The organism is Kordiimonas sp. (genome assembly GCF_965216265.1).
GTDB lineage: Bacteria > Pseudomonadota > Alphaproteobacteria > Sphingomonadales > Kordiimonadaceae > Kordiimonas.
This window is the reverse complement of sequence record NZ_OZ244153.1, coordinates 1,105,595-1,117,881: the sequence shown is the minus strand read 5'-3', so window position 1 is coordinate 1,117,881 and position 12,287 is coordinate 1,105,595. Positions and strand designations below refer to the sequence as shown.

General features: G+C 54.1%; 12 protein-coding genes. 5 read left to right on the top strand and 7 right to left on the bottom strand.

The window, feature by feature from the left end:
• The first annotated feature begins 222 nt into the window (after positions 1 to 222).
• From ACOOGA_RS05185 to ACOOGA_RS05165, 5 genes are read left to right on the top strand one after another with little or no spacing between them, the layout of a single operon-like run.
• A complete protein-coding gene (locus ACOOGA_RS05185; protein WP_417460599.1) occupies positions 223 to 783 on the top strand; it encodes a F0F1 ATP synthase subunit delta in 561 nt (186 codons plus the stop codon).
• On the top strand, positions 783 to 2,315 hold the full coding sequence (gene atpA / locus ACOOGA_RS05180; protein WP_417460598.1) for a F0F1 ATP synthase subunit alpha: 1,533 nt from the start codon (positions 783 to 785) through the stop codon (positions 2,313 to 2,315). The genes ACOOGA_RS05185 and atpA overlap by 1 nt, the downstream gene beginning before the upstream one ends.
• A gap of 25 nt (positions 2,316 to 2,340) precedes the next feature.
• Positions 2,341 to 3,234, top strand: coding sequence for a F0F1 ATP synthase subunit gamma (locus ACOOGA_RS05175; protein ID WP_420429828.1), 894 nt, complete (start codon positions 2,341 to 2,343; stop codon positions 3,232 to 3,234).
• Positions 3,235 to 3,260: 26 nt separating this feature from the next.
• Complete coding sequence (gene atpD / locus ACOOGA_RS05170) at positions 3,261 to 4,679, top strand: F0F1 ATP synthase subunit beta (RefSeq protein WP_420429827.1); 1,419 nt, start codon at positions 3,261 to 3,263, stop codon at positions 4,677 to 4,679.
• Between the two features lie 20 nt (positions 4,680 to 4,699).
• A complete protein-coding gene (locus ACOOGA_RS05165; protein ID WP_417460595.1) occupies positions 4,700 to 5,107 on the top strand; it encodes a F0F1 ATP synthase subunit epsilon in 408 nt (135 codons plus the stop codon).
• A gap of 51 nt (positions 5,108 to 5,158) precedes the next feature.
• On the opposite strand, the gene ACOOGA_RS05160 is transcribed toward ACOOGA_RS05165, so the two are convergent.
• From ACOOGA_RS05160 to rlmH, 7 genes are all read right to left on the bottom strand, one after another.
• Complete coding sequence (locus tag ACOOGA_RS05160) at positions 5,159 to 5,674, bottom strand: hypothetical protein (RefSeq protein ID WP_417460594.1); 516 nt, start codon at positions 5,672 to 5,674, stop codon at positions 5,159 to 5,161.
• 76 nt (positions 5,675 to 5,750) lie between these two features.
• Positions 5,751 to 6,227: an RNA pyrophosphohydrolase gene (locus tag ACOOGA_RS05155; protein ID WP_420429826.1), complete on the bottom strand. Its 477-nt coding sequence runs from the start codon at positions 6,225 to 6,227 to the stop codon at positions 5,751 to 5,753.
• 18 nt (positions 6,228 to 6,245) lie between these two features.
• Positions 6,246 to 7,442: a divergent polysaccharide deacetylase family protein gene (locus ACOOGA_RS05150; protein ID WP_420429824.1), complete on the bottom strand. Its 1,197-nt coding sequence runs from the start codon at positions 7,440 to 7,442 to the stop codon at positions 6,246 to 6,248.
• A gap of 56 nt (positions 7,443 to 7,498) precedes the next feature.
• Positions 7,499 to 8,848, bottom strand: a complete 1,350-nt coding sequence (locus ACOOGA_RS05145; protein ID WP_417460591.1) for a S41 family peptidase — start codon at positions 8,846 to 8,848, stop codon at positions 7,499 to 7,501.
• Positions 8,849 to 8,887: 39 nt separating this feature from the next.
• A complete protein-coding gene (locus ACOOGA_RS05140; RefSeq protein ID WP_420429822.1) occupies positions 8,888 to 10,147 on the bottom strand; it encodes a murein hydrolase activator EnvC family protein in 1,260 nt (419 codons plus the stop codon).
• Entirely contained in the window at positions 10,134 to 11,711 is a 1,578-nt protein-coding gene (gene gpmI / locus ACOOGA_RS05135; protein ID WP_420429820.1) for a 2,3-bisphosphoglycerate-independent phosphoglycerate mutase, read from the bottom strand. The genes ACOOGA_RS05140 and gpmI overlap by 14 nt, the downstream gene beginning before the upstream one ends.
• A 54-nt stretch (positions 11,712 to 11,765) precedes the next feature.
• Positions 11,766 to 12,227 (bottom strand): 23S rRNA (pseudouridine(1915)-N(3))-methyltransferase RlmH, encoded by a 462-nt coding sequence (gene rlmH / locus ACOOGA_RS05130; protein WP_420429818.1) that lies wholly within the window; start codon positions 12,225 to 12,227, stop codon positions 11,766 to 11,768.
• Between the last annotated feature and the right edge of the window lie 60 nt (positions 12,228 to 12,287).

Sequence of the window (12,287 nt, the reverse complement as noted above, 5' to 3'; positions counted from 1 at the left end):
CAAAACTGCCCAATCAATGATTGATGGGGAATTGCTGTACTAGGCGGCTTGCAAGCACGAATTCTCTATGCTAGAGGGAGCACGCATTTCGGCTGGCCATTGCCGTGAGGGGTATGAATTTCATACCAATCAAAACCGGCCAAAATTGAGCGTAGGTGAGCCAATACTCGGCCATCTGCAAAGGTTCAACAGGTTCAGACCTAACCTAGGGGAACGTCTGACGTGACCTCGCACAAAGCGATAGTCTCTGGGATTTCCGGCCGCTATGCGGTAGCGCTTTTTGACCTCGCCATTGAGGAAAAGGCGCTCGATGCTGTCGAATCCGATCTCTCCAAGCTGAAAGCGATGATAGAAGATAGCGCGGACCTGCGTGATCTGGTGTCGTCGCCTCTCTTCAGCCGGGAACAACAGTCAAAAGGCATTATCAGTGTTGCGCAAGCCGCAAAGCTGAATGTGATGACTGAGAAATTCCTCGGCGTGCTCGCGGCGAATCGCCGCCTCGGCGCACTTGGTGCTATCATTTCTTCCTTTGAGAAGCTTCTCGCGCATCATCGCGGTGAAGTACGGGCAGAAGTTGTCAGCGCGCGCAAGCTCACGAAGAAACAGCTCGGTGATCTTGAGAAGAAATTGAAACTGGCTGTCGGCCATGACGTGGCCATCGACGCTTCTGTTGATGAAACACTGCTCGGCGGTCTGACTGTACAGGTTGGCTCCCGCATGGTGGATGACAGCCTTAAAACGAAACTCGATAACCTCGCAATCGCCATGAAAGGGGTTCAGTGATGGATATCCGTGCAGCGGAAATTTCCAAGGTCCTGAAGGACCAGATCGCAAATTTCGGCAATGAAGCTGAAGTTTCTGAAGTTGGTACCGTTCTCTCAGTGGGTGACGGTATTGCTCGTGTATACGGCCTCGACCAAGTGCAAGCTGGTGAGATGGTTGAATTCCCGGGCGGCGTTAAGGGTATGGCCCTGAACCTCGAAAGCGACAACGTCGGTATCGTTATTTTTGGTAACGACCGCGGCATTAAAGAAGGCGACACCGTTAAACGGACCGGCGCCATCGTTGACGTGCCTGTTGGTAAAGGTCTGCTGGGTCGCGTTGTTGACGCGCTCGGTAACCCGATCGATGGCAAAGGCCCTCTGAAGGACGTTCAGCGTCAGCGCGTTGAAACAAAGGCGCCGGGTATTATCCCACGTCAATCGGTTTCTGAGCCTATGCAGTCTGGCCTGAAGGCTATTGATGCGCTCGTACCCGTTGGCCGTGGCCAGCGCGAGCTGATCATTGGTGACCGTCAGACCGGTAAAACTGCGGTGGCGATCGACACTTTCATCAACCAGAAAGCTACCAACGACGCAGCTAAAGATGACAGTGGCAAGCTGTTCTGTATCTATGTTGCTGTTGGTCAGAAGCGTTCAACGGTTGCCCAGATCGTTAAGTCACTGGAAGAGAATGGCGCGCTTGAGTACTCCATCGTTGTTGCAGCTACGGCTTCCGAGCCTGCGCCGATGCAGTTCCTGGCACCATACACCGGTACAGCAATGGGTGAGTTCTTCCGCGACAACGGCATGCACGCTGTTATCGTACATGATGACCTGACCAAACAAGCTGTTGCTTATCGTCAGATGTCCCTGCTGCTTCGTCGTCCTCCAGGGCGTGAAGCTTACCCAGGTGACGTATTCTACCTGCACTCACGTCTTCTCGAGCGTGCAGCGAAAATGTCTGATGCGCGTGGCGGTGGCTCACTGACAGCTCTGCCGGTTATTGAAACACAGGCTGGTGACGTATCTGCATACATCCCAACCAACGTGATCTCGATCACCGATGGCCAGATCTTCCTTGAGACCGAACTTTTCTACAAAGGCATCCGTCCCGCTATTAACGTGGGTCTGTCGGTATCTCGTGTTGGTTCCGCTGCTCAGATCAAGGCAATGAAACAGGTTGCTGGTTCCATTAAGCTTGAGCTTGCTCAGTATCGTGAGATGGAAGCATTTGCGCAGTTTGGTTCCGACCTTGACGCTGCGACACAAAAGCTTCTCAACCGTGGTGCACGCCTGACCGAGCTTCTGAAGCAAGGCCAGTATAGCCCGCTGCCAGTTGAAGAGCAGGTTGTGTCCATCTTTGCAGGTGTGAAAGGCTATCTCGACAAGATCGCTACAAAAGATGTTACGCGCTTTGAAGAGCAGTTCCTCGGTGAGGTTCGTGCCAAGCACGCTGACGTCCTCGCGACGATCCGCAAGGAAGCTAAACTGTCTGATGATACGATTTCCAAGTTGAAATCCATCCTCGACGCTTTCGCGAAGTCTTTTAGCTAAGAACCCGGATAGGAGAGGCTGAGCAATGCCAAGCCTTAAAGATCTAAAAGTCCGCATCAACTCGGTTAAGTCGACGCAGAAAATTACCAAGGCCATGAAAATGGTTGCTGCGTCGAAACTCCGCCGTGCGCAAGAAGCTGCTGAGGCCGCACGGCCTTATGCAGAGCGGATGGAAAAAGTGCTCACGGGTCTTGGCGTTGCCGTCAAGGACCAGCCGGGTGCTTCGCCGCTTCTTGTTGGTACGGGTAAAGACGATGTGGAATTGGTTATTGTTGCAACGTCAGAGCGTGGGCTCTGTGGTGGCTTCAATACCAATATTGTGAAAGCGGCACGCATTCACCTTCGCGCGCTTCTTGCTGCAGGCAAAACGGTGAAAATCCTTTGCATCGGCAAAAAAGGCTACGGTGTACTGCGTCGTGAGTTCAGCGCGAACATCATTGATGTGAAAGACATGTCAGGCGTCAAGCGCCTTGGTTTCGCGGATGCGCAGCCAATCGCGACCGAAGTGCTGGCCATGTTTGAACGCGGTGAATTTGATGTTGCAACGCTGTTTTATGCGAAGTTCCAGTCTGCCCTCGTGCAGGTGACAACCAAGCAACAGCTTATCCCGACCCCAATGCCTGAAGCTGCCAATGAGAACGCCGGCGGTGATGACTTGGGCGGTGCCGTATATGAATACGAGCCGGATGAAGGCGCGATCCTTGAGGATCTGCTGCCTCGGAACGTAGCAGTACAGCTTTATCGTGGTCTTCTTGAAAACGCTGCTTCCGAGCAGGGTTCACGGATGACAGCGATGGATAGCGCAACGCGTAACGCTGGCGACATGATTGATAGCCTGTCCATCACGTACAACCGTACGCGTCAGGCGAACATCACCAAAGAACTGATCGAAATTATTTCAGGCGCTGAAGCGCTTTGAGTTGGTTACACGAAGGAGTGTAAAAAATGGCTAAGAACACTGGCCGCGTAACACAGGTAATCGGTGCTGTTGTCGACGTACAGTTCGACGATGCTCTGCCGGCGATCCTGTCAGCGCTGGAAACAAAAAACAATGGCGAGCGTCTGGTTCTTGAAGTCGCATCGCACCTCGGTGAAAACACCGTTCGTACAATTGCGATGGACGCGACCGAAGGTCTCGTGCGCGGCGCTGAAGTGCTTGACACTGGCGCGCCAATTTCGGTGCCGGTTGGCCCGGAAACACTCGGCCGTATCCTGAACGTGATCGGCGAGCCAATCGACGAGCGTGGCCCTGTTGGTCACAAGCAGGTTGCCCCGATCCACGCTGAGGCGCCTTCTTTTGAAGATCAGAGCACGGAAGCTGAGGTTCTCGTGACCGGTATTAAGGTTGTTGATCTTCTCGCACCTTACGCAAAAGGCGGTAAGATTGGTCTCTTCGGTGGTGCGGGTGTTGGTAAAACGGTTCTCATCATGGAGCTTATCAACAACATCGCGAAAGGCCACGGTGGTTATTCCGTGTTCGCTGGTGTGGGTGAGCGTACTCGTGAGGGTAACGACCTTTACCACGAGATGATCGAATCCAAAGTTATCAACCTGGACGGCGAATCAAAAGCTGCCCTCGTATACGGTCAGATGAATGAACCTCCAGGAGCACGCGCACGTGTGGCTCTGACAGGTCTGACACTCGCTGAATACTTCCGTGACCAGGAAGGTCAGGATGTTCTGTTCTTCGTGGATAACATCTTCCGTTTCACGCAGGCTGGTGCTGAGGTGTCGGCACTTCTTGGCCGTATCCCATCTGCTGTGGGTTATCAGCCTACGCTGGCAACCGACATGGGTGCCCTGCAAGAGCGTATTACATCCACGAAGAAGGGCTCGATCACGTCCGTACAAGCGGTATACGTACCTGCGGATGACTTGACTGACCCGGCGCCTGCTGCATCGTTCGCACACCTTGACGCTACGACCGTTCTGTCGCGTCAGATTGCGGAACTTGGTATTTATCCAGCTGTGGATCCGCTCGACAGTACTTCACGTATTCTCGACCCGCGTGTTCTTGGTGACGACCACTACGCTGTCGCACGTTCCGTTCAGGAAGTGCTGCAGAAGTACAAGTCGCTTCAGGACATCATCGCCATCCTTGGCATGGACGAGCTTTCAGAGGATGACAAACTGGTTGTGGCCCGTGCCCGTAAGATCCAGCGTTTCCTCTCTCAGCCGTTCCACGTGGCAGAGATCTTCACCGGTATTTCTGGTGAGTTCGTATCTCTCGAAGACACGATCAAGGGCTTTAAAGCGATTGTTGCGGGTGAGTATGATCACCTTCCAGAAGCTGCCTTCTACCTGGTAGGCAACATCGAGCAGGCTGTCGCTAAAGCAGAAAAACTGGCTGCTGAAGCCGCGTAAGCATTTGGGATCAGGACATCATGACCGATACACTTCACTATGAAATTGTCTCCCCTGAGCGTCTTCTTAAAGACGCTGAGGCGGCGATGATTGTGGTACCAGGCGCGGACGGCGACTTTGCTGCACTGCCTGACCACTCGCCCATGATGTCCACCATCCGTCCCGGTGTGGTCGAGATTTTTGAAAGCGAAGGCGGTACGCCTGAGCGTCTGTTTGTTAAAGGCGGCCTCGCACAGATCAGCCCGGAAGGTCTGACTATCCTCGCTGAGGAGACAATTGCGCTTGACGCTGTTAACGAGACAGAGCTTGCACAGAAAATCTCCGACACCCGCGAAGACATCGAAGATGCGAAAGACGATGTTGAGCGTGCCCGTCTTGAAAAAGAACTGGCATGGATGGTGGCGCTTGCGGACGTCGTCGCCGCTTAATAGCGAGCAACCTAATCGAATTTGAAAAAGGCAGCTGTTCAGCTGCCTTTTTTATTGAGCCAATGCGGGATCATCGTGGGCTCTCAACCAGGCTTTCATCTGAGGGTATTCGATTTGATCTTCGCTGGCCTTTTGCCCTGGCATTGCTGTCATGCCATACCAGGCCAGCAGGGGTAGGCCGGCAAACCGCTCACTGCTTTCATAATGTTCCCTAAGCCAGGTTGCAGAACCCTTGTAACCGTTAGGGTGAAAGACAACCTCGGCAGGGATATCACACGCCAATGCGGCCGCATAAGACCATGCGTGTGCCGCGATTTCCTCACCCATCTCATCACCGGCGTTGGCAAAAGCCCTGGTTCGGGTCGATGGGGGCATGGCTGCAATATGACCGGCTTCATGAAGCATATCGCCGGGATATTTAAGCTTGTCCGGATCAATGGCGAGGCTGCCGTATTCAATCTGAATGCCGGGTAGGAAGGTGTCATCCGGCAGGGTCTTCTCAAGTACCGGAATGCCGATTGAATCGAGAAAATCGCGAATGCGCCGGATGATTTCGGCTTTACTCATTCAAACCTCACATAAATATCGCCACTAAGTAGCAGTCTATATATTTATGGAAGTGTTTGTGGTCTTTGACAAGGGGTTAGCTTTGCTCAGGCATAAGCTCCTGCAGGACCTGCCGGTAAACCGCGCGTTTGAATGGCACGATTTCCGTCAGAAGGCTCTCGCGGTCAGTCCATTTCCAGCGTGCGAATTCCGGGTGTTCGGTCGCGATGTTAATGGCCGTGTCGTTGCTTTTAAGGCGCATCAGGAACCACTTCTGTTTTTGGCCCCTGTACTTCCCTCCCCAAACCTTGCCAAGGAGGTGTGCGGGAAGATTGTAGGTAACCCAGTCCTTGGTGCAGGCTAGTACCTCCACGTGGCGAGGCCGTACGCCAATTTCTTCTTCCAGTTCCCGAAGGGCTGCTTCTTCATGGTTTTCACCGTCATCAATGCCACCTTGCGGCATCTGCCACGCGCCGGGCATGTCGATACGTTCGCCAACAAAAATCTGCCCAACCTTGTTGGTCAGGAGAATACCGGCGCAAGGCCGGTAGGGAAGGTCGCTTGTGTTTGACACGTGATCTCTCGTTCAATATCAGCGGGGTGGTGGCTGCCGGTCCGCAACAGCGGTGATTGGTACCAGAATGAACCCTCGCGCCTCAAGGCCTGCTGCCCAGCGGTTGATCGCGTTGATTGTTACCGGATAGTTGTGGGCAACACCGACAGCGGAGCCCACCGTTTGCGCATATTGTTCCAATTCAGCCAGTTCCGCGCTAATGGCGTCAGGCGCGAGGTTATCATCCACATAGCGGTTGTTGTATGCGGATGGCAGGCCAATGGCGCGCGACATGTTCACGGCACGGCTGTATTGGGACGCACGACTGTCCACCATCATCAAACCACGGCGCTGCAGTTCATCAAGCACCGGGCGCAAGCTATCGGCGGCTGCAGTAAAACGTGAGCCCATGTGATTGATGATGCCCACGTAGCCCGTGAGCCTGCCAAGTGACGATTTCAGTAAGTTTACATTTTCGCGCGTTGATGAGCTTGCCAGAAGAGTAAATGGGCCAGGGTCATTCTGTGGATAGTTTTCTGGTTCCATCGGCACCATTACCAACACTTCGTGCCCCGTGCGTCGAGCCTCCTCGCCCCATTCAATGAGATTGGAGGCGTAAGGCGAAAACGCAAACGTCACTTCCTGGGGAAGCTCTGCGATTGCGTGGCGTGTGTTGCGGGCTCGCATACCCATGTCGGTTACTACAATGGCAATGCGGTGTTTGGTGTCATTTCTGGGGGCAGGGGCAGCATAAACGTTAAAAGGTTTACGACCATCTTCTGCGATTTTGGGTAGTGGCCCTTGGTTGGACTGCTCAAGAAGGGCAGGGTCGGCCTCAACACGCAATGTGCCTGAGATAGCGATCTGTGGTGCAGACGCCGGGGCCGTTTGAGCGGGCGTGCTCATGCCGGTTTCCGGGTCCTGCTGCGCGGGCCCCGAGTTGGAAGGCTGGGGCTCGTCTACGGCCTGGCTGGCTGCGGGCACGTCATTTGCGGTCGTGTCAGGAGCCTCGTTACTATCTTCTAGCCCAGAGGGCCCGGTATCAGCTGTATACCCCTCATCTTCATCAGGTGGCGTGGTGGTATCAGCGTGCTGTGGCTCCGCCGAGGCTGCATCCTTGGCCACCTGTTGGGGGCTAGGCGGTGTGTAGGTGAGTTCGAACATGAGGCCGCCACCGATCACGATGATCAGGCTAACGGCCCAGGCAATGAACAAAGCATTCCAATTGGACGGCACTGTCGACAGTTCCTTTTGATCTGTTAGTCAGTCCCGCCCAAAATGCGCATGTGCGCTTAGTCCTGACCAGCAGGCTGACGGACTTCCGCAACCTGAGATTTGGGTAGGCTGGACATATCTTTCAACAGCTTAATCGCATACCTGAGCTGTACGTCAACAGGTTGTTTACCAGATTCCACATCTTCAAGCACTTGTGCGTCGGTTACCTCGGCCTCAAGAGCGATATCTTCTTCGCCCGTAAGGTCAAGGCTATCCTGATCATTCTGGATATGGCCTGTCAGATCAGCCTCACGGCGTGGGTTGCCGGTTTGGCCTTGTGGCCGTGGGAACAGGACCTGAATATCAGGCTCAACGCCACGTTCCTGGATAGAACGGCCGCTTGGCGTGAAGTAGCGCGCTGTAGTGAGCCTGATGGCACGATCACCACTGCGACCAAGGCGAATTTCGCTTTGCACTGTCCCTTTGCCGAAGGTTTTGTCACCTACGACAACAGCGCGGCGGTGATCTTGTAGTGCTCCTGCAACAATCTCAGAGGCTGAAGCAGAGTAAGCGTTGGTCAGTACCACAATCGGCACACCATCCAATAGGTCGCCGGTTGTTGCATACCAGCGGTTGTTGTTCTGGCGGCGGCGACCACGGGTGGAGACAATCTCACCACGGTCCAGGAACGCGTCAGATACACGGATAGCCTCATCAAGCAGGCCACCGGGGTTGTTCCGGAGGTCAAGGATCACACCGTCAAGTGATGGCCCAAGCTCGTCAACAAGGCTGGCAATGGCATCTTCCACGCCTTCGCCGGTTTGCATGTTGAAGGTGGTTACCCGGATGTAACCGATAGTTTCGTCCTCAACGCGGTGACGCACAGAACGAACCATGATTTTTTCACGAACAATCTCAATATCGAATGGCGCATCTGCACCGTCGCGAACAACGGTGACAATGATTGGTGAGCCAACCGGCCCGCGCATGGTTTTCACTGCTTCTGTGAGGGTTTTACCCATCACTGCGCTACCATCGATGTGAGTGATGAAGTCACCACCCTTGATGCCAGCTTTATCAGCAGGAGTATCGTCAATAGGGGAAACGACTTTTACGACGCCATTTTCCATCTGAACTTCGATACCAAGGCCTCCATACTCACCTTCCATCTGCACACGCACTTGCTGGTACACATCGGGGTTCAGGTAAGTGGAGTGTGGGTCAAGTGAACGCAACATGCCTTGAATGGCAGCTTCAATAACTTCTTTGTCGTCAACTTCATCGACATACTCAGACCGGACGCGTTCAAAAATACGCATCAGAAGGTCGAGCTGCTCGTAGAAGTCGTCCTGATTGGCTTGCTTGTCGGCATGTACCGGCAGCGCCATCATCAGGGCCATCAAGGTTCCCGTCACCAATTTCCGCATGTTGTTGCCACCTTTCTTAAGTATCACTCGTTACTACTGTTACTCTGAGTTCGTTCTAGAGCTCGCTTCTGAGCTGGCCATCTTTCGGTTCAACCAAGGCGCCGGATCAACGGTATCGCCCTTATGGCGTAATTCCAAATATAACTCGGTTTGGCTTTCGTCTGTTGCCATCGTTCCTACAGGTTCGCCGGTTAGTACCCACTGCCCGACGATGCCGTTTAGCTCGCTCAAGCCTGCAAGCAGGCTGTGGTATCCGTTCCCATGCGATATGATCAGAAGCTGACCATACGCTCGGAAGGGGCCGGCAAACACAATCTGGCCGTCGTAGGGCGACACGATCTGTGCCCCTGTCCGCGCCTTGATCTTGATACCGCGCGCATGGCCGGCACCTTCTTTGGCTCCAAAGCGGCCAATGATTGGGCCAACTGCAGGATAGGGCAGCAGCCCTTTCATTTCCGCCATAGGCCTTGCGATTGGTGCTACCGAGCGATCATCTCTTCTGGGGCTAACACGAACTGGTGCCATCTGGGCGCGTTTTGCGGCCTGTTGTTCCAGTTTGTCGATCAACTCCCTGAGAGACGCCGCTTTACGAGCAAAGTCTGCCAGTTCACGGCCCGCGCGCTCTGCATCCGTACGTGCAGCTTCGGCTTCCGCCTTCCGTCTTTCTAGCAGTGAAGCAAGGTTTAGTTGATGTTGGGTTAATTTTGCCAAAGTATTTTTCAGGCTGAAACGTTCGGCCGACAGTTTGTTCTGAATATCAGCAAGAACGTTCAGTTCGCTACGGAGTGCGGCGGCACGGGTATTAATAGTTGGCACGAGGTTACCCATAAGATTGGCACTACGCGCTGTTTTTAGCGCTTCCTCAGGTTGCAGGAAGGTAAACACTGCGGGGCGGGCAGAGAGACGTTCAAGCGCAGACAACAGCTTCAACAGCTCCCCACGACGTACTTCAAGTGCGGCTTTCTTCTCAATTGATTCGGCCTCAAGGTCAGCAATTTTTTGTTCCAGTCGCGTGGCATTTTCTTCCGCAAGGCGAATGTCGCGGGCTGCGGAGACCAGATTTTCAGACAAATTTCGGGCTTCAGTTGCGGCTTGTTCTGCGGCGTCCTCGAGCGCCTGTTTCTGGCGTTCACGTTCATCAATTTGTTCTGTAAGGCGGTCCAGGTTGCTTTCGGCAGCATCCTTACGTTCTTGAGGTAGCACAGGGCTCGACAGCGCGCATACGAGCGCCAATCCACCCACAAGGCGCAGTTGGCACGCTTGCCTATTAGGGCTGAGATATTTCTTAGGTGCTTGCACGAGCCTCACTCGCCTCTTCGGCTGTCTTGTCGGCAAGCAAGCTGCGGCCTGTCATCTCGGCGGGTTGTTTTACGCCCATCAGCGCCAAAATGGTTGGGGCAACGTCTGCAAGCCGGCCGTCCTTCATTGCTTTATTCGTGCCAATCAGTAGCACGGGCACGTCAAAACTCGTGTGTGCGGTGTGCGGCTGGCCTGTGGTTTCGTCCTTCATCATTTCCACGTTGCCGTGGTCAGCGGTGACGATCAGCGCACCACCAGCTTTGAGGACAGCCTCTTCGAGCCTGCCGACGCAAGTGTCGATCGTTTCAACAGCTTTGATCGCCGCAGAAAGCACGCCCGTATGGCCCACCATGTCGGGGTTGGCATAATTGACAACGATGGCGCCGTATTTGCCACTTGCCACCGCCTCCACGATCTTATCTGTCACCTCTGGTGCTGACATTTCCGGCTTCAAGTCATAGGTAGCAACATCCGGGGATGGGATCAGGATACGATCTTCCCCTTTATAGACATCTTCGGAGCCGCCATTGAAAAAGAAGGTGACGTGCGCGTATTTCTCGGTCTCTGCGATGCGGAGCTGGTTGATACCTTCGCGCGCCAGCACTTCGCCCAGCGAGTTTTTGATCTCTTCTGAAGGGAAGAGTGTTGGTAGAAATTCGGAGAGGGCAACAGAATATTCGACCATGCCAAGCTGGCTTGCGAACTCAACCATGCGCCCACGGTCAAAATCGTCAAATGCTGGGTCAACAAGTGCAGTAAGGAGTTGGCGAGCACGATCAGCGCGGAAGTTGGCCATCAGCAGGCCATCACCGTCCGCCATGCCTTTATAGTCGCCAATAACGGTTGCGGCGACAAACTCGTCATTCTCATCACGTTCATAGCCTGCATTGATCGCTGCTATCGCGCCGTCAGCCGTTTCTTCGCCCACGCCTTTGACCATGGCGTTATAGGCTTTTGAGACCCGGTCCCAGCGATTGTCCCGATCCATCGCCCAATACCGCCCCGTCACCGTGGCGATGCTGGCGTCATAGTCCTCGATATCCTTTTCGAACTTCTCAACGTATTTGAGCGCTGAACGAGGGGGCGTATCACGGCCATCCAGAAACGCGTGTACACAGACAGGAACGTCGGCATCCGCTATGGCTTTCACCAGCGCGGCCATGTGATCCTGATGGCTGTGCACGCCGCCTGGTGAAAGCAGGCCCATGATGTGCGCTGTACCACCTGACTTTTTGAGTTTCTCGATGAAAGAGACCAGTTCGCGATTGCTGTTGAGAGAGCCGGTCGCGGCCGCCTCGTCAATGCGGGGCAGGTCCTGCAGCACCACGCGGCCGCCGCCCAAATTCATATGGCCAACTTCAGAGTTACCCATCTGGCCTTCTGGTAGCCCAACAGCCAACCCACTTGTTTTGAGCCATGCACGCGAAGTGCTGTCCCACAGGCGGCTGTAATTTGGTGTATTCGCGAGCTTGATTGCATTGTCTGTCGTGTCTTCACGATAGCCCCAGCCGTCAAGAATACACAGTACAACGGGTTTTGGCGTTTGGGTCTTCTGCTCACTCATGGTGTAACCTGTTCCATACATTAAAATTTGGGCGCACCGTGATGTTACGCCGAATTAGTCCCGATGATAGGGATGCCCGGTGTTAATTGACCAGGCGCGGTAAATTTGCTCCGCCAGCATGGCACGTACAAGCATATGAGGCCATGTTAACGCGCCAAAAGCCAGCTTCAGGTTGGCGCGCTTGTAAACACTGGCATCAAGACCATCAGCACCACCAATCAAAATCGCGAGATTATTGAAACCGGTGCTTTGCCACTCGTCAATCTGTTTTGCGAAAGCGCGGGAATTTAATGTTTTCCCGCGTTCGTCAAGCACAATAACAGCGGCCCCATCTGGCACAGCGGCCAATAATTTTTCCGCTTCGCGTGCTTTCCGTTCAGCGGCGTTGGCAGCTTGTTTTTTGATATCAATTTCGATGATTGCGGATTTCCACGGCAGACGGCGCAAGTACTCATCCACAAGCTCTTGCTCGGGGCCTCGTTGCATCCGTCCGATGGCGATGATGGAAAGCTGCACAGCACTCTCTTCAAAGCCCGTCTGTTCGGGCTTTGTCTATAGGTTGTGGTGGCGCTAAAG

Excerpts from the sequence above, each read along its gene's own strand:
- atpA (WP_417460598.1), top strand. The coding sequence starts at position 783 with ATGGATATCCGTGCAGCGGAAATTTCCAAGGTCCTGAAGGACCAGATC.
- ACOOGA_RS05165 (WP_417460595.1), top strand. The coding sequence starts at position 4,700 with ATGACCGATACACTTCACTATGAAATTGTCTCCCCTGAGCGTCTTCTT.
- ACOOGA_RS05175 (WP_420429828.1), top strand. The coding sequence starts at position 2,341 with ATGCCAAGCCTTAAAGATCTAAAAGTCCGCATCAACTCGGTTAAGTCG.
- gpmI (WP_420429820.1), bottom strand. The coding sequence starts at position 11,711 with ATGAGTGAGCAGAAGACCCAAACGCCAAAACCCGTTGTACTGTGTATT.
- ACOOGA_RS05160 (WP_417460594.1), bottom strand. The coding sequence starts at position 5,674 with ATGAGTAAAGCCGAAATCATCCGGCGCATTCGCGATTTTCTCGATTCA.
- atpD (WP_420429827.1), top strand. The coding sequence starts at position 3,261 with ATGGCTAAGAACACTGGCCGCGTAACACAGGTAATCGGTGCTGTTGTC.
- ACOOGA_RS05145 (WP_417460591.1), bottom strand. The coding sequence starts at position 8,848 with ATGCGGAAATTGGTGACGGGAACCTTGATGGCCCTGATGATGGCGCTG.